The following is a 15504-nucleotide window of genomic DNA, read 5'->3' as shown; positions in this document are numbered from 1 at the left end:
CTGCTAGACGCCACGCTCGGCATGATCTCGATCGAGCAGAACGCCATCATCAAGATCTTCTCGGTCGCCGCCGTCATCTTCCTGCCGCCGACTTTGGTCGCCTCGATCTACGGCATGAATTTCGACATCATCCCCGAGTTGAAATGGCAACTTGGCTATCCCTTCGCCATCGCCATGATGGTGCTGTCGGCGATCCTGCCCTTCTGGTACTTCCGCCGCCGCGGCTGGCTCTGAGTGGCCTTGTCGATCGGCGGCCACAGGCTGGCGCAGTAGAAATCGCTTGACCAAATGAACGCCGGCCTGCATCCGGAAACCCCGATCCTGGGGATCGTGGGTCGACAAGCCGGATTCCAGACCATGACTGCAGAGATAAAAACATGGGCCTATGAGGACTTCATCGAGGGCGCATCGATCGACCTCGGCTCGAAGCTCGTGAGTGCCGCCGAGATCGTCGAATTTGCCGGAGAATTTGACCCGCAGCCGATGCATCTCGACGAGGAAGCCGGCAAGGCCAGCATCCTCGGCGGGCTGGCAGCGTCGGGCTGGCACACCTGCGCCATGTTCATGCGCATGCTCTGCGACGCGTTCCTGCTGGACTCGACCTGCCAGGGCGCGCCCGGCGTCGATCAGGTCAAATGGAAGAAACCGGTCCTGGCCGGCGACCAACTGACCGGCACCCTGATGGTTGTTGCCAAGCGCCTGTCGAAATCGAAGCCGCAACTCGGCTTCGTCACCATGCGCAGCGAGCTGTTCAACCAGCGTGGCGAAAGCGTCTTCGAGCTCGAGAACTCGGTCATGTTCCTCACCCGCGATGCCGCGGGGAGCCAAGCATGACACTGGACGAGTTCTTCCGTATCGGCACCACCGTCACGCTCGGCTCGCACACATTCGAGCCCGAGGCGATCAAAGCCTTCGCCCGCAAGTACGACCCGCAAATCTTCCATATCGACGAGGAGGCCGCGAAAAAAAGCGTGCTCGGCGGCCTCTGCGCGTCTGGCTGGCACACGGCCGCGACCTGGATGAAACTCAATCTGGAAAACCGCATGGACGCCGAGATCGCTGCGTGGAGCGGTCCCGGTCCGGTGCCGGAATTCGGCCCCTCGCCCGGCTTCAAGAACCTGAAATGGCTGAAGCCGGTCTATGCCGGGCAAACCATCACCTTCACGCGCACCGCGCTGTCGCACCGCCCGATCGCCTCACGCCCCGGCTGGCGGCTTCTCGCGCTGCGTTCGGAAGCTTTCAATCCCACCGGCGACAAGGTGCTCGAGTTCGAAAGCGCCGTTCTGGTGAAGGTGGAGTAGCTTTTTCCTTCGCCCCGTTTACGGGGAGAAGGTGCCCGAAGGGCGGATGAGGGGCGGCGCCAGCGTTGGTGTCTTAAACTCGACGGTCGTACTTACCCTCACCCTGCTCCGCTCGCGTTGCTCGCTTCGCTTCCCTCTCCCCGTAAACGGGGCGAGGGAGAAACCTAATGCCCTTCGAACCCTATCAGCGTTCTGACCGGCACGCCGAGCGCCTCCAGCTTGGCGCGGCCGCCGAGGTCCGGCAGGTCGATGACGAAACAGGCGGCGAGGATGTCGGCGCCGATCTGGCGCAGCAGCTTGACCGCCGCTTCCGCGGTGCCGCCGGTGGCGATCAGATCGTCGACAAGGATCACCTTCTCGCCCGGAGCAACGCCGTCCTTGTGCATCTCCATCTCGTCCAGGCCATATTCCAGGCTATAGGCGACGCGCACCGTCTCGTAGGGCAGCTTGCCTTTCTTGCGGATCGGCACGAAGCCGGCCGAGAGCTGATGGGCGACGGCGCCGCCAAGGATGAATCCACGTGCCTCGATGCCGGCGATCTTGTCGATCTTCTGGCCGGCATAGGGATGCACCAGTTCGTCGATGGCGCGGCGGAAGGCGCGCGCATTGCCGAGCAGGGTGGTGATGTCGCGAAACAGGATGCCTGGCTTGGGATAGTCCGGAATGGTACGGATCGCGGCGAGCAATGTGTCTTCGAGGGAGGATTTCATGGGTCGAGATTACCTGAAACGGAGGTTCTTGCGCGACAATTGTTCGATCGAACTGCAGCCCATCAGCTTCATGCCACGTTCGATCTCGACCCGCATCTGCTCAAGGGCCCGTTCGACGCCGGGCTGGCCCGCCGCCGCGAGCGGGAACAGATAGTAGCGTCCGACACCGACGGCCTTGGCACCGAGCGACAGCGCCTTCAGCACATGCGTGCCGCGCTGCACGCCGCCATCCATGATGACGTCGATCCTGTCGCCAACGGCATCGACGATCTCGGCAAGCTGGTCGAACGCCGCCCGCGAGCCATCCAGCTGCCGCCCGCCATGGTTCGACAGCACGATGCCGCTGCAGCCGATGTCGACGGCGCGTCTTGCGTCCTCCACCGACATAACGCCCTTGAGACAGAACGGACCCGACCAAAGCTTGACCATCTCGGCGACATCGTCCCACGTCATCGACGGGTCTAGCATCTCGGTGAAGTAGCGGCTGATCGACATCGTGCCGCCGCCCATGTCGACATGCTCGTCGAGCTGCGGCAGCTTGAACCCCTCATGCGTGAAATAATTGATCGCCCAGGCCGGCTTGAGCGCGAACTGCGCCATTCCGGCAAGGTTGAGCTTGAAGGGAATGGCAAAGCCGGTGCGTTTGTCGCGCTCGCGATTTCCTCCGGTGATGCTGTCGACGGTCAGCATCATCACCTCGACGCCGACCGCCTTGGCGCGCTGCATCATCGCCCGGTTGAGACCGCGATCCCGATGGAAATAGAACTGGTAGACCTGCGGGCTGCTGCTGATGCTGCGCGCCTCCTCGAGGCTGACGGTGCCAAGCGACGAGACGCCGAACATGGTGCCATACTTGGCCGCGGCCTTGGCGACCGCGCGCTCGCCCTGATGGTGGAACAGGCGCTGCAAGGCGGTCGGCGAGCAATAGAACGGCATCGCCAGCTTCTGGCCCATGACCGTCACCGACATGTCGACCTCGCTCACCCCGCGCAGCACGTTGGGAACCAGATCGCAGGTCTCAAAGCTTTCGGTGTTGCGGCGGTAGGTGACCTCGTCGTCCGCCGCGCCGTCGATGTAATTGAAAATCGGCCCCGGCAGTCGCCGCTGCGCCATCCGCCGGAAATCGGAAAAGTTGTGACAGTCGCTGAGCCGCATCATCGAGTTCCAAAGGCCATGGCGGGACGAGCTTCTCGCCACCGTTCGATGCGTCGAATATCAACCTGATGCTGCTATGCCAACGGACTAATTGCCGAACTTCCGCCTCAGCACTGGCGCAGACGGAAAAGGAGCGCCTGAAGCGCCCCTTCCCGTCTGATCCGGCCGACAAAGATTACATGCCGAGATCGGAACGAAGCTCGGCTCTGGCCACTTCATATTCAGCCTTGAAGTCGTCCCGGTTGAGCAGGACCGCGGCAATGACGCTGCCGGAAATCCTGCCCATCTCGACATCGGACGCAAAATGGATGCCGCCAACCACGCGGTTGTGGGCGTATTCGCTCGCACGTGCCATGATCTCGGCGCGCTTTTCCGGAACCATGTCGGACAGAATGATGCCCATCATCGTGCCGACGGTGGCGTGTCCGGAAGGCCAGGAACCGGAGTTCGACAGCTTGACCGCAGGCTTGACGAGATCGCTGAGCTGATGCGGGCGCGGGCGCTTCCAGACATCCTTGGCCGGATCGACGACAGCGCCTTCGGTAGCCACCACGCGATCGAAGAAGGCGCTGAATTTCGGCAGCGTTTCCTTGTTGAATTTCGGCCCCATGACGTCGGCAAAGCGCCAGACATTCTCCTCGGCATCGGCCACCGCGCTGGCGACCATCTCCGGTGTGCGCGTCACCTGCAGCGTCAGCACCTCGCCGAGTTCGGCCTTGGTCTGTGCCGAATCGTTTGCCGGCGGCGGCGGCAGGATCATCGTCAAGTCGACATCCTTGTTGGTGACGAAGGGCTGGGCGTCTTCCGCTTGCGCGGCCGAGCCGATGATGAGCAGCAACAGGCCTGCCGCGATCGATGCGTATCTTTTCATGAATGCGATCCTTTGATGAGAGCAGCACAGGATCGCCGGATGCGGTGACGGCCATGTGACATGACCAGCCTCCGGAAATGCAAAAGGGCGCCTCTCGGCGCCCTTCGCGATCACTTGATTGTGTGGCTCAATGCGCCACGCCTTCCCACACCTTGCGCTTGGTGAGATAGACCAGAGCGCCGAACAGAAGCAGGAACACTAGCACGCGAAAACCGGTCTTCTTGCGGTCTTCCATATGCGGCTCGGCCGCCCACATCAGGAAGGCGGAAACGTCGCGGGAGTACTGGTCGACTGTCTGCGGCGCGCCGTCATCATAGGTCACCTGGCCGTCGGACAGCGGGTTGGGCATCTTCAGCGACACGCCCGACATGAAATAGGGGTTGTAGTGGGTGCCTTCCGGGATGACCATGCCGGCAGGCGGTGTCTCGTCGTAGCCTGTCAGCAACGAGTGGATATAGTCGGGGCCGCCCGCGTCATACTGGGTGAAGATGTCGAAGACGAATTGCGGAAAGCCGCGCTCGACGCCGCGCGCCTTGGCCAGCAGCGACATGTCGGGCGGAGCAGCACCACCATTGGAAGCGGCGGCCGCTTCGTCGTTTGCGAACGGTGGCGGGAAGTGGTCGGACGGCTTGCCGGGACGGTCGAACATGTCGCCGGCATCGTTGGGACCGTCATGGATCGTGTACTCGGCCGACAGCGTCTTGATCTGCGCATCGGAATAGCCGAGGTCCGACAGCGTGCGGAACGCCACCATGTTCATCGAATGGCAGGCCGCGCAGACTTCCTTGTAGACCTTGAGGCCTCGCTGCAGCTGCGCCTTGTCATAGGTGCCAAACGGGCCGGTGAAGCTCCAGTCCATTTCCTTCGGCTCGTGGATCGGGAAATGCGTCGGCGCGGCGGCGTTGTGCGCCTCTTCGGCGGCGATCGCCCAAGTGCCTGCCGACCCGATGCCGACGGCCACGAGGCCGACCAGCGCCAGCGAGGTGAGAATCTTTTTCATGCCAAATCCCCTTAGATTCTCTACCCGCTCAGCCTTTGGTTTCCGGCGCCGCCGTAGCGCCCGCCGGATGTCCGCTGCCGCCCTTGTTCTTCTCGAGGACCGCCTCGGTGATCGAGTTCGGCAGCCGTCGCGGCGTCTCGATCAGGCCGAGCACCGGCAGCGCGATCAGGAAGAAGGCGAAGTAGAACAATGTCGCCATCTGCGCCATGAACACATAGCTGCCTTCGGCCGGCTGCGAGCCCAGCCAGCCAAGCAGGATGGCATCGGCCACGAACAGCCAGAAGAACAGCTTGTACCAGGGCCGGTAAACGGCCGAGCGTACCTTCGAAGTGTCGAGCCACGGCACCAGGAACAACATGACGATGGCGCCGAACATGCACAGCACGCCGCCGAGCTTGGAGTTGATCGGCCCGACATTGAAGGTGATGGCGCGCAGGATCGCGTAGAACGGCAGGAAGTACCATTCGGGCACGATGTGGGCCGGCGTCTTCAGCGGGTTGGCGACGATGTAGTTGTCGGGATGGCCGAGATAGTTCGGCAGGTAGAAGACGAAATAGGCGAAGAAGAACAGGAACACGATCATGCCGAACGCGTCCTTGATGGTCGCGTAGGGGGTGAAGGCGACAGTGTCGGTCTTCGACTTGACCTCGATACCCGTCGGGTTCGACTGGCCCACGACATGCAGCGCCCAGATGTGCAAAACGACGACGCCGGCAATCATGAACGGCAACAGATAGTGCAGCGCAAAGAAGCGGTTCAGCGTCGGGTTGTCGACGGCAAAGCCGCCGAGCAGCAGCTGCTGGATCCAGTCGCCGACCAGCGGAATGGCGCTGAAGAAACCCGTGATGACGGTGGCACCCCAGAAGCTCATCTGGCCCCATGGCAGCACGTAGCCCATGAAGCCGGTCGCCATCATCAGGAGATAGATGATGCAGCCGAGGATCCACAGCAGCTCGCGCGGCGCCTTGTAGGAGCCGTAATATAGGCCACGGAAGATGTGGATGTAGACGGCGACGAAGAAGAACGAGGCGCCGTTCGAATGCATGTAGCGCAGCAGCCAGCCCGAATTCACGTCGCGCATGATCTTCTCGACCGAGCCGAAGGCGAGATTGGTGTCGGCCGTGTAGTGCATGGCCAGCACGATGCCGGTCAGGATCTGCGCCACCAGCATGATCGACAGGATGCCGCCAAACGTCCAAGCGTAGTTGAGGTTGCGCGGCACCGGATAGGCGACGAAGCTGTCATAGACCAGCCGCGGCAGCGGCATGCGGGCGTCAAACCAGCGTCCGAGACCGGTTTTGGGCGTATAGGTCGAGTGTCCCTCGCTCATCGAAATGTCCCCTGCCTCAACCGATAAGGATCTTGGTATCGGAAATGAACTTGAATACCGGCACCGCCATGTTCTCAGGCGCCGGGCCTTGGCGGATGCGTCCGGCCGTGTCGTAGACCGAGCCGTGGCAAGGGCAGAACCAGCCGCCGAAATCGCCTTCCTGGCCGAGCGGAATGCAGCCGAGATGGGTACAGACCTGAACCATCACCATCCAGGCTTCCTTGCCGGGCGTGGTGCGATTGGCGTCGGTCGCCGGTGCATCGGCCGGCAGATTGGCGTTGCGGGCGATCGGGTCCTTGAGATCGGCCAGCTTGACGGCCTCGCCGTCCTTCATTTCCTGTTCGGTGCGGTTGCGGACCACGACCGGCTTGCCGCGCCATTTGACGATCAGCGACATGCCCGGCGTCAGCGAGGCGACGTCGACTTCGACGGAAGCGAGCGCCAGCGTCGAGGCATCGGGGCGCATCTGGTCGATGAACGGCCACGCGAAGGCACCCGCGCCGACCACTGCGGCCATGCCGGTGGCGACGTAGAGAAAATCACGACGGTTGGGATCCTGGGTGTCGGTTGCGCTCACGGGTGCCTGATCCTTTCGCCTTTCCGTGCCGGTGGCTGAGCCTTGTTCCCCGCTCAATTACGCCAACCCGACAGCGCATGGCGAACAGGCTTGCGAATTCCTCCGGCATTTGGACTTCGGTTTATGCGTGAAGCCCGTTTTTGTCCAGACGGGTGAAGGCACAAGGGCAGATTGTCGCGGGGACAAAATCCGCCACCGCTCAACGCGACGCCGGATAGCCGCCAAACATCGCTAAACAACCGGGAAACAACCGCAAATCCGACGCCCCTGTTCGGCTCGACACAAGGCGCCAGCCGGGTCTATCCTTGTATCATGGCACACGTCATAGACCGCGACACCTGGTCTGTTCGCTCCGACCATTGGAAGGGCGAATTGCAATGTGGCGCCTACGGCTCCAACTCCTGCCTGATCTTCAACTATTTGCCTGGCGTCGGCGGCGGCCCCCGCCTGCACACGCATCCCTACGCGGAGATCTTCATCATCCGCCAGGGCACCGGCCTGTTCACTGTCGGCGACCAGGAGATCGAGGCATCCGCCGGCCAGATCCTGATCGTGCCGCCCAACACGCCGCACAAATTCACCAATCTCGGCCCAGGCCCGCTGGAAACGACCGACATCCATGAAAACGGCAGCTTCATCACCGAATGGCTGGAGTGACCCCTATTTCGCGCCGAGCCTGGCCAGCACCGCTCTCGGGATGTTGTATTCACGAATGACGGCATCGTGCTTGCGCAAGCCGCACAGCTCGCGCTGGATGAAATAGCCATGCACCGCCTCGGCGGCATCCTTGAGCAGCCGGGGGCGCAGTTGCTCGTCGGCATTGTCGCGCAGCCTGGCCAGCGTTTCCTCTACCCGCTGGCCGGCGCGGCCGAGTGCTGCCGCCTTTTCCGCCAATATTTCATGGCCGAGCGCGTCGAAGGCGGCTTCGGCGGCCGAGCCGCCGGCAAGATGAGATGGCGGACGCAAGGACATTTCAGTCTCCTTTCGCGAAAACCATGCGGTGAGTGACGAATTCTTCGCCTTCCACGTGCGTAAATCCAAGCCGTGCGTAAAAACCAAAAGCCTCTTGCGGCGCGCGGGTGTTCAGCGCGGCGAAATGGTGACGTGCCCTGTCGATAACGGTTTCGATCAGCATCCGGCCAAGGCCGGCGCGACGGTGACGCGCACTGACGAACAGGTGCCGGACCCGGCCGTGGTCCCTGGCCTCGAAATAGGGATCGATGTTCAACCCGCACACGCCGGCGAGTTCCCTTCCATCCCAGGCTCCGTACAGCGCCTCGCCCCGTTTCAGGAACTTGTTGCGGCCACTTGCCCAGCCATCCGCCAGGCGCACCAGCATCCAGTAGCCTTCCTGCCGGCTCTCTTCCTTCAGCGTGTCGAAAGCCGGCATGGTCGGCCGGAGCCGCTTGAGAACGTAGCCGACCTCTGAGATGGCGCCTGTTGATCCACCCATGGAGCTACTCCGCCGGGCGTGTCTCTTCGAGCACGCTGTCCTCGTGATAGAGAAAACCGCCGGACTGCCGCTTCCACAGCCGCGCATAGAGCCCCTCGAGTGCTACCAACTCGTCATGCGTGCCTTGCTCGACGATGCGGCCACCGTCGAGCACCACCAGCCGGTCGAGTGCCGCGATCGTCGACAGCCGGTGGGCGATGGCGATGACCGTCTTGTTTTCCATCAGCCGCGTCAGATTCTCCTGGATCGCCGCCTCGATGTCGGAATCGAGCGCCGAGGTCGCTTCGTCGAGGATCAGGATCGGCGCGTCCTTGAGGAAGACACGGGCGATAGCCACGCGCTGGCGCTGGCCGCCTGACAGTTTGACGCCGCGCTCGCCGACAAAGGCTTCGTAGCCGGCGCGGTCCCTGTTGTCGCGCAAGGTCAGGATGAACTCGTGCGCCTCGGCCTTTTTCGCCGCCGCGATCACCTCCGCATCGGTCGCGTCAGGCATGCCGAGCTTGATGTTGTCGCGCAGCGAACGGTGGAACAGCGCCGTGTCCTGGCTGACGACGCCGATATTGGCGCGCAGCGAATTCTGCGTGACTTTGGCGACATCCTGGCCATCGATGGTGATCGACCCGCTCTCCAGATCGTAGAGGCGCAGGATCAGGTTCGCGAGCGTCGTCTTGCCGGCGCCAGACGGTCCGACCAGCCCGACCTTCTCGCCCGGCTTGACGACAAGGTCGATGCCGTTCAGCACGCCGAAACCTTTGCCGTAATGGAACTCGACGTTGTTCACCTCGATACGACCGCCTGCCACCACGAGTTCCTTGGCGTCGGGCGCATCGATGAGGCCGAGGGGCTGCGAAATCAGCGCCTTGGAGTTCTCCAGCACGCCGAGGTTTCGCAAGATGCTGTTGAGCTGCATCATCAGCCGGCCGAGCAGCATGTTGAGCCGCAGCACCAGCGACAGCGTGAAGGCGACCGCGCCGACGGTGATCGAGCCCTCGACCCAGAGATAAACGGCAAAGCAGCCGATCGCCGTGATCATAATGCCCGACAGCGTCGTCAACGCCATGCGCACGCCGGTCAGCCGGCGGGTGAACGGGCGCAATGCGTCGAGGTAGATGTCGAAACCGTTCCTGATGTAGCGGTCGTCGCCGTCGGCCGAGAACAGTTTCAGCGTCTGCACGTTGGAATAGGAATCGACGATGCGACCGGTGATCATCGAGCCGGCCTCGGCGGTTTCCTCGGCATGCTTGCGGATTGCCGGCAAGTAGAGCTTGGCCAGCCAAGCGAAAGCGGAAATCCAGATCACCACCAGCACCGCCAGCCTGAGATCGAGGCCTGCGACCAGCGCCAGCGTCGTCACCGTGTAGACGATCATGAACCAGACGACCTCGATGAAGCTTTCCATCAGGTCGCCGGTGGCTTGCCCCGCCTGCCAGACCTTTGTCGCGATGCGGCCGGCGAAATCGTTCTGGAAAAAGGCGTAGGACTGGCGCGAGACATGCCGGTGTGCCTGCCAGCGCACCAGATTGTAGAAGCCCGGCGTGATGGTCTGTTCATCGACCAGCGCCGACAGGCCGACGACGACGGTGCGGATGACCAGCACCACCACGACCATGAAAACCAGTTCAGGACCGGCGGCGGCCCACAGTGCGTGCCAGCTGCGCTCGGCGGGAAGCTGGTCGAGAATATCGACGAGCCGCCCGACGAAGTAGAACAGGCCGGCCTCGACCAGCGGCGCGATGCCGCCGATGACCAGCATGGCGAAGAAGGCGAACTTCGCCTGGCCGACATAGTGCCAGAGGAAACCGCCGACGCTGGTCGGTGGCCGAAGATTCGCTGGCTCCCTGAACGGATAGACCCAGTTCTCGAACCAGCGATAGACGGCTGTCATCATGCGGCGGCCATCATTCTGCGGCTTGCCCCTTTGCAAGTGCATCGTTGGCGGGGTCGGCGGGACCGCCCTCAAGCAGGAACCCGCCCGACTGGCGCTGCCAGAGCTGCGCGTAGAGCCCGCCGCGGGCGACGAGTTCCTCGTGCGAACCTTCCTCGATGACACGGCCTTTGTCCATCACCACCAGCCTGTCCATCGCCGCGATGGTCGACAGTCGGTGCGCGATGGCGATGACGGTCTTACCTTGCATGAGCTTGTAGAGGTTCTCCTGGATCGCCGCCTCGGCTTCGGAATCAAGCGCCGAGGTCGCTTCGTCAAGGATAAGTATTGGCGCATCCTTCAACATAACGCGAGCAATGGCGATGCGTTGACGCTGGCCGCCGGACAATTTGACGCCGCGGTCGCCGACATGGGCATCGAAGCCCTTCCGGCCACCGGCATCCGAAAGCCCTGATATGAAGTCCAGCGCCTCGGCGCGCCGCGCCGCCTCGACAAGCATCTCGTCGGTGGCATCGGGCCGGCCATAGAGGATGTTCTCGCGCACCGAACGATGCAGCAGCGAGGTGTCCTGCGTGACCATGCCGATCTGCGCACGCAGCGAATCCTGCTTCACACCGGCGATCTCCTGGCCGTCGATCAATATCTGCCCGGCTTCGAGGTCGTAGAAGCGCAGCAACAGGTTGACCAGCGTCGACTTGCCGGCGCCGGAGCGGCCTACGATGCCGACCTTTTCGCCCGGCTTCACCGCCAGCGACAAGCCTTCGATCACACCCTTCTGCTTGCCGTAGTGGAAGCGGATGTCCTCGAAGCGGATTTCACCCCTGGAAACGCTGATCTCCTTCGCGTCCGGCCTGTCCTCGACAAGACGCGGCAGCGAGATCGAGGCGATGCCGTCCTGCACCGTGCCGATGTTCTCGAACAGGCCCGACATTTCCCACATGATCCATTGCGACATGCCCCACATCCTGAGCACAAGGCCGATGACCACGGCGACCGCGCCGATCGTCACTGCTTGCCCCAGCCACAGCCACAACGCCATCGCGGTGACGGAGAACAAGAGCAATGCATTCAGGATGTAAAGCGAGCCAAAAAGCACTGTCACCAGCCGCATCGACCGGTAGACCGTTTCGAGAAAGCCGGACATGCCGTCTTTGGCGAATGACGCTTCGCGGCGTGCATGGCTGAACAGCTTGACCGTCTGGATGTTGGAGTAGCTATCGACGACCCGGCCGGTCATGATCGAGCGCGCATTGGCCTGCTCCTCGCCGACCTTGCCCAACCGCGGGATGAAGTAGCGCAGCAAAAGGATATAGCCGACCAGCCAGACGCCGAGCGGCGCGGCCAGCCGCCAGTCGGCCGAGCCGACGATGAGCAGCATGCCGAGGAAATAGACGATAACGTAGTTCAGGACGTCGATCACCTTGATGACGCATTCGCGCACGGCGAGAGCCGTCTGCATCAGCTTTGTCGCGATGCGGCCGGCGAACTCGTCCTGGTAGAAACTCATCGACTGCTTGAGCAGATAGCGGTGCACCTGCCAGCGGATGCGCATGGGATAATTGCCCATCAGCGTCTGCTGGTTGAGAAACGAATGCAGCCATACCGTGCCCGGCAGCGCGAACAGCACGATGAAGGCCATGCCGGCGAGCTTCCAGGCTTCCGTCTGCAGGAAGGTTTCGCGATTCTGCCCCGACAGCCAGTCGACGATGCGGCCGAGAAAGCCGAACATCCATACTTCCGCGATCGCGATGGCCGTCACCAGCACCGCGTCGAAAAGGATATATGGCCATGCGCCGCGCGTATAATGCAGGCAGAAGGCAACCAGCGTCTTGGGCGGCTCGACCGGTTCCGCTGCGGGGAACGGATCGAGCCTTTTTTCAAACCAGCTAAACAACAACATAGGTTATGCCTGTGAAATGTGTGTGCCGCTTACGCGGCACGTGAGCGTACGAAATCCGCGGAACCCATGGCGTCAAGGGCCGACGGTCTGGAATCACCCGGACCGTCGGCCCTGCTTCGCGCAATATAGGGGCTCGCGGGCTTTTCGCCGACAGCTGCGCCAGACGATCCTGACGACACGGTGCCGCCAGCCCGGTTTTTCGCGCCCGGCCGGATCAGCCGGATGATCCGGCGCACCAGCGAAGGCCGGCTCAGATCGGGAACCGCGCGCGAAAAATCGACATCCGGCAGCATGCCGCGATGCGGCCGGCGGCGAACCTCGGCGTGCACCGCCGACGAATAGGTGTCGCCGATCAGCAGCGCCCAGGTCGGCAGTCGATGGATATGCAGGCTCCTCGAGCCAGGTATTCTATAGGGATCGAACATCGGTCCGTCCTCCGTGTGAAAATCGAGATAAAAAGGCGAAGCAATATCGTCCGCCGGCATTCGGCCGGAGGCATGCTTTGCGTCGGTCTGGACATGACAAGCATCGGTCCGGACAGGTTCAGCTGGGGTGTTCAGCCCTTTTGACTTTTTGAAAAACATCGCAGGATTCCTTCGAGAGCCGAAAAATCGTTTCGGCGGGAATCGGTGCGATCAAGTCTTAGAGAGTCAGGAGAATCGTCGTACCGAAACCGCCGGCAGGCAGGTAAGCCCACGAGAGGGGCGCTGGATGTGCATGATCATCATGAATTACCCCTCCATCGGTTCGGGTTGACAATCCTGGCTGTATACCCGACCTCGCAGAAAATGGCCACCCGCAGGTCCAGCAATTTCCAAAACCGCCAAGCCGCTGTGGCCGATCCGCCACTTATTAGAAGGACGCGGAAATGAACTGTCGTCTCCGCATCGCGCTCTACCAGCCTGACATTGCCGGCAACACCGGGACAATCCTGCGCTTCGCCGCGTGCCTCGGACTTGGCGTCGACATCATCGAACCGGCCGGATTTCCGCTCTCCGACAAAGCGCTCAAGCGAGCCGGCATGGACTACCTCGAAATGGCTGCCCCGGCATGTCGACTGGCATGCCTTCGAGGAATGGCGCAAGGCTGGTTCGCGCCGGCTGGTGCTGCTGTCGACCAAAGCCACGACGGCCTACACCAGCTTCATCTTCGCCGAAGGCGACATACTCCTGTTTGGCCGGGAATCCGCAGGCGTGCCGGATCCTGTCCATCAGGCGGCTGATACGCGGCTGACCATCCCGATGCAGGGTACGGCGCGCAGCATCAACGTCGCGCTCTCCGTCGCCATGGTGGCGGGCGAAGCCGTCCGGCAACTCGGATAATGGCAGTCCGTCTCCCGTCATCTTGACCCAGGCGCACATCGCCTTCTCCTTCGTTTGCACATCCAGGGTTTCTTCGCTACAAGCTCAACTTAACTTTAGGTCAAGCGGAAAAATCGGGGCGGAAAATCAGACATGGCGCCTATAACGGAATTGACGGTCGGCCAGGTGGCCATGCGCAGCGGGGTGGCGGTGTCGGCGCTGCATTTCTACGAGGCCCGCGGCCTGATCCGCAGCCATCGCACGTCGGGCAACCAGCGCCGCTACGGCCGCGATGTGCTGCGGCGCGTGGCGATCATCAAGGTTGCACAGGAGGTCGGCATCTCGCTGGCCGAAATCGGTGCCGCACTTGAATCACTGCCCGAAGGCCGCACGCCGACGCGCGACGACTGGAACCTTTTGTCGACCGCCTGGCGCGACGGGCTCGACCACAAGATCGCCCAGTTGAAGAAACTGCGCGACGGGCTGACCGACTGCATCGGCTGCGGCTGCATGTCCATCGACAAATGCCCGTTGCGCAACAAGGGCGACCGGCTGGCGCGCGAGGGGACAGGGGCAAGAAGGCTGGTTGCTCCGCCTCTCTCAAGGACATCCTAGTCAGCCGCTGGCAACCGCCTGATGGTGAACTCGATCAGGTCGCCCGGCCGCTCGAACCAGCTTTCGATCTCGGTCCAGTAGGCCTGCTTGGGAAAGCGCTCGAACCATTCCTTGGCCTTGAGCCGCGCATCGGAGCGCGGCAGCACGAAGGTCTCTCGCAGGAAACCATCGCGCGGCATACGCACGCGCTCGGCACGGCTTTGGTCGAGCCTTCTCTTCAGGCCATCCAGCGGCGGTCTTGCCGGGGTGCGCACGAAACAGCTCCTTGCACCTGGCGCATGACCCGAAATCGGAATCGAGTTTCGGAAAGGATCATGCGCAAAACCAAAGTGACTTGACCCTTGCCCTTAAGAGATTAGGGATCGCGCCGGCAAAAGACGAGTCATTTGTGGGACTCGCCGCCCCAACCGGAGACGGCACTTGGAACGACCAGAAATACCGACAGGCCTGCCCGCCGACATCGAACAGAAGAAGATGAAGGCACGGCTGTGGTTCGAGGCGCTGCGCGAACGCATCTGCGCCACTTTCGAGCAGATCGAGCAGGACCTTGGCGGGCCGCTGGCCTCGTGGTCACCGGGCCGTTTCGAAAAGACGCCGTGGGAACGCGACGAGGGCCGTGGCGGCGGCGGTACCATGTCGATGATGCACGGCCGCGTCTTCGAAAAGGTCGGCGTCCACACTTCGACCGTCCATGGCGAGTTCTCGCCCGAATTCAGGAAGCAGATGCCCGGCGCCGAGGAAGACCCGCGCTTCTGGGCATCCGGCATTTCGCTGATCGCGCACCCGTGGAATCCCAACGTTCCGGCCGTGCACATGAACACGCGCATGGTGGTAACATCGCGCCAATGGTTCGGCGGCGGCGCCGATCTGACACCGGTGCTCGATCGCCGCCGCACCCAGGACGACCCTGATACTCTCGCCTTCCATCGCGCCATGCAATTCGCTTGCGAGAAGAATGCCGCGGTCGCCGATTACCCGAAATTCAAGGCCTGGTGCGACGAGTACTTCTATCTGTCGCACCGCAACGAGCCGCGCGGCACCGGCGGCATCTTTTTCGACTGGCTGCATTCGGGCGAGGACAAAGGCGGCTGGAATGCCGATTTCAACTTCGTCCAGGATGTCGGCCGCTCCTTTCTCGTCGTCTACGGTCACCTCGTGCGCGCCAACTTCAACGAGAACTGGACCGATGGCGACCGTGACGAACAGCTCATCCGCCGCGGCCGCTATGTCGAATTCAATCTGCTTCACGATCGCGGCACCATCTTCGGACTGAAGACCGGCGGCAATGTCGCGTCCATTCTCTCCAGCCTGCCGCCCGAGGTTCGCTGGCCGTAACAAAATGGTGAGCGCGGCGTGAGTCGCATTGATGTCCCATTCGCTCGAAATGGGCATGGAATGTGGCACAC

Annotated in this window: 19 protein-coding genes and 1 pseudogene; 8 read left to right on the top strand and 12 right to left on the bottom strand. The window is 62.4% G+C overall.

Features of this window, described 5'->3' with window-relative positions:
• From EN984_RS04255 to EN984_RS04245, 3 genes are all read left to right on the top strand, one after another.
• On the top strand, nt 1-234 hold a 234-nt coding region (locus EN984_RS04255), incomplete at its 5' end, for a CorA family divalent cation transporter (protein ID WP_281057250.1).
• Between the two features lie 123 nt (nt 235-357).
• Entirely contained in the window at nt 358-834 is a 477-nt protein-coding gene (locus EN984_RS04250) for a MaoC family dehydratase (RefSeq protein ID WP_127269625.1), read from the top strand.
• Nucleotides 831-1301 (top strand): MaoC family dehydratase, encoded by a 471-nt coding sequence (locus tag EN984_RS04245; protein WP_127269624.1) that lies wholly within the window; start codon nt 831-833, stop codon nt 1299-1301. Before EN984_RS04250 ends, EN984_RS04245 begins: the two co-directional genes overlap by 4 nt.
• Nucleotides 1302-1465: 164 nt before the next feature.
• Here EN984_RS04245 and EN984_RS04240 read toward each other — a convergent pair whose 3' ends face one another.
• The 6 genes from EN984_RS04240 to petA form a co-directional block, all read right to left on the bottom strand.
• The gene (locus EN984_RS04240; RefSeq protein ID WP_013529989.1) at nt 1466-2011 is read right to left on the bottom strand and encodes an adenine phosphoribosyltransferase; all 546 of its coding nucleotides are present in this window, start codon (nt 2009-2011) and stop codon (nt 1466-1468) included.
• 9 nt (nt 2012-2020) lie between these two features.
• The gene (locus EN984_RS04235) at nt 2021-3166 is read right to left on the bottom strand and encodes an alpha-hydroxy acid oxidase (protein ID WP_127269626.1); all 1146 of its coding nucleotides are present in this window, start codon (nt 3164-3166) and stop codon (nt 2021-2023) included.
• 175 nt (nt 3167-3341) lie between these two features.
• Nucleotides 3342-4037 carry a phosphatase PAP2 family protein gene (locus tag EN984_RS04230; protein WP_127269623.1) on the bottom strand — a complete coding sequence of 232 codons (696 nt, stop codon included), beginning with the start codon at nt 4035-4037 and terminating at the stop codon, nt 3342-3344.
• Nucleotides 4038-4164: 127 nt separating this feature from the next.
• A complete protein-coding gene (locus EN984_RS04225; RefSeq protein ID WP_127270560.1) occupies nt 4165-5037 on the bottom strand; it encodes a cytochrome c1 in 873 nt (290 codons plus the stop codon).
• Nucleotides 5038-5065: 28 nt separating this feature from the next.
• Nucleotides 5066-6367, bottom strand: a complete 1302-nt coding sequence (locus tag EN984_RS04220; protein ID WP_013529985.1) for a cytochrome b N-terminal domain-containing protein — start codon at nt 6365-6367, stop codon at nt 5066-5068.
• Nucleotides 6368-6383: 16 nt separating this feature from the next.
• Nucleotides 6384-6944, bottom strand: coding sequence for a ubiquinol-cytochrome c reductase iron-sulfur subunit (petA, locus tag EN984_RS04215; RefSeq protein WP_127270959.1), 561 nt, complete (start codon nt 6942-6944; stop codon nt 6384-6386).
• A 312-nt stretch (nt 6945-7256) separates the two neighbouring features.
• On the opposite strand from petA, the gene EN984_RS04210 reads away from it, so the two are divergent.
• Nucleotides 7257-7601, top strand: a complete 345-nt coding sequence (locus EN984_RS04210) for a cupin domain-containing protein (RefSeq protein WP_127270961.1) — start codon at nt 7257-7259, stop codon at nt 7599-7601.
• A 3-nt stretch (nt 7602-7604) separates the two neighbouring features.
• Here the strand turns inward: EN984_RS04210 and EN984_RS04205 are convergent, their stop codons facing one another.
• The 5 genes from EN984_RS04205 to EN984_RS04185 form a co-directional block, all read right to left on the bottom strand.
• Nucleotides 7605-7916 (bottom strand): DUF6665 family protein, encoded by a 312-nt coding sequence (locus EN984_RS04205; RefSeq protein WP_127270963.1) that lies wholly within the window; start codon nt 7914-7916, stop codon nt 7605-7607.
• Nucleotide 7917: 1 nt separating this feature from the next.
• Nucleotides 7918-8334, bottom strand: a complete 417-nt coding sequence (locus tag EN984_RS04200; RefSeq protein ID WP_245465203.1) for a GNAT family N-acetyltransferase — start codon at nt 8332-8334, stop codon at nt 7918-7920.
• Between the two features lie 67 nt (nt 8335-8401).
• Nucleotides 8402-10285 carry an ABC transporter ATP-binding protein gene (locus tag EN984_RS04195; protein ID WP_127271991.1) on the bottom strand — a complete coding sequence of 628 codons (1884 nt, stop codon included), beginning with the start codon at nt 10283-10285 and terminating at the stop codon, nt 8402-8404.
• Nucleotides 10286-10295: 10 nt separating this feature from the next.
• Complete coding sequence (locus tag EN984_RS04190; protein ID WP_127271989.1) at nt 10296-12182, bottom strand: ABC transporter ATP-binding protein; 1887 nt, start codon at nt 12180-12182, stop codon at nt 10296-10298.
• 29 nt (nt 12183-12211) lie between these two features.
• Nucleotides 12212-12607 carry a hypothetical protein gene (locus EN984_RS04185; protein WP_127271716.1) on the bottom strand — a complete coding sequence of 132 codons (396 nt, stop codon included), beginning with the start codon at nt 12605-12607 and terminating at the stop codon, nt 12212-12214.
• A gap of 443 nt (nt 12608-13050) precedes the next feature.
• On the opposite strand from EN984_RS04185, the pseudogene EN984_RS38580 reads away from it, so the two are divergent.
• From EN984_RS38580 to soxR, 3 genes and pseudogenes are all read left to right on the top strand, one after another.
• Nucleotides 13051-13167, top strand: a pseudogene (locus EN984_RS38580) (tRNA methyltransferase); the annotation flags it as partial.
• Nucleotides 13139-13504: a tRNA (cytidine(34)-2'-O)-methyltransferase gene (locus EN984_RS04180; RefSeq protein ID WP_164898330.1), complete on the top strand. Its 366-nt coding sequence runs from the start codon at nt 13139-13141 to the stop codon at nt 13502-13504. The pseudogene EN984_RS38580 and the gene EN984_RS04180, both read left to right, overlap by 29 nt.
• A 132-nt stretch (nt 13505-13636) precedes the next feature.
• A complete protein-coding gene (gene soxR / locus EN984_RS04175; RefSeq protein ID WP_127269424.1) occupies nt 13637-14098 on the top strand; it encodes a redox-sensitive transcriptional activator SoxR in 462 nt (153 codons plus the stop codon).
• Here the strand turns inward: soxR and EN984_RS04170 are convergent.
• Nucleotides 14095-14352 carry a hypothetical protein gene (locus EN984_RS04170; protein WP_127269425.1) on the bottom strand — a complete coding sequence of 86 codons (258 nt, stop codon included), beginning with the start codon at nt 14350-14352 and terminating at the stop codon, nt 14095-14097. The two genes, soxR and EN984_RS04170, sit on opposite strands and share 4 nt — an antisense overlap.
• A gap of 166 nt (nt 14353-14518) precedes the next feature.
• Between EN984_RS04170 and hemF the strand changes: the two genes are divergently transcribed.
• Nucleotides 14519-15433 carry an oxygen-dependent coproporphyrinogen oxidase gene (gene hemF, locus EN984_RS04165; protein ID WP_127269426.1) on the top strand — a complete coding sequence of 305 codons (915 nt, stop codon included), beginning with the start codon at nt 14519-14521 and terminating at the stop codon, nt 15431-15433.
• The last annotated feature ends 71 nt before the right edge of the window (nt 15434-15504 follow it).

Source organism: Mesorhizobium sp. M7A.F.Ca.CA.004.12.1.1, assembly GCF_003997835.1.
Taxonomy (GTDB): Bacteria; Pseudomonadota; Alphaproteobacteria; order Rhizobiales; family Rhizobiaceae; genus Mesorhizobium.
The sequence above is the reverse complement of the archived record's forward strand: the minus strand, read 5'-3'. Positions and strand labels throughout refer to the sequence as shown.

Bases quoted from the DNA above. Each gene is read 5' to 3' on its own strand.
- EN984_RS04250 (WP_127269625.1), top strand. From the start codon at position 358: ATGACTGCAGAGATAAAAACATGGGCCTATGAGGACTTCATCGAGGGC.
- EN984_RS04245 (WP_127269624.1), top strand. From the start codon at position 831: ATGACACTGGACGAGTTCTTCCGTATCGGCACCACCGTCACGCTCGGC.
- EN984_RS04240 (WP_013529989.1), bottom strand. From the start codon at position 2,011: ATGAAATCCTCCCTCGAAGACACATTGCTCGCCGCGATCCGTACCATT.
- EN984_RS04235 (WP_127269626.1), bottom strand. From the start codon at position 3,166: ATGCGGCTCAGCGACTGTCACAACTTTTCCGATTTCCGGCGGATGGCG.
- EN984_RS04230 (WP_127269623.1), bottom strand. From the start codon at position 4,037: ATGAAAAGATACGCATCGATCGCGGCAGGCCTGTTGCTGCTCATCATC.
- EN984_RS04225 (WP_127270560.1), bottom strand. From the start codon at position 5,037: ATGAAAAAGATTCTCACCTCGCTGGCGCTGGTCGGCCTCGTGGCCGTC.
- EN984_RS04220 (WP_013529985.1), bottom strand. From the start codon at position 6,367: ATGAGCGAGGGACACTCGACCTATACGCCCAAAACCGGTCTCGGACGC.
- EN984_RS04210 (WP_127270961.1), top strand. From the start codon at position 7,257: ATGGCACACGTCATAGACCGCGACACCTGGTCTGTTCGCTCCGACCAT.
- EN984_RS04205 (WP_127270963.1), bottom strand. From the start codon at position 7,916: ATGTCCTTGCGTCCGCCATCTCATCTTGCCGGCGGCTCGGCCGCCGAA.
- EN984_RS04200 (WP_245465203.1), bottom strand. From the start codon at position 8,334: ATGCCGGCTTTCGACACGCTGAAGGAAGAGAGCCGGCAGGAAGGCTAC.
- EN984_RS04195 (WP_127271991.1), bottom strand. From the start codon at position 10,285: ATGATGACAGCCGTCTATCGCTGGTTCGAGAACTGGGTCTATCCGTTC.
- EN984_RS04190 (WP_127271989.1), bottom strand. From the start codon at position 12,182: ATGTTGTTGTTTAGCTGGTTTGAAAAAAGGCTCGATCCGTTCCCCGCA.
- EN984_RS04185 (WP_127271716.1), bottom strand. From the start codon at position 12,607: ATGTTCGATCCCTATAGAATACCTGGCTCGAGGAGCCTGCATATCCAT.
- soxR (WP_127269424.1), top strand. From the start codon at position 13,637: ATGGCGCCTATAACGGAATTGACGGTCGGCCAGGTGGCCATGCGCAGC.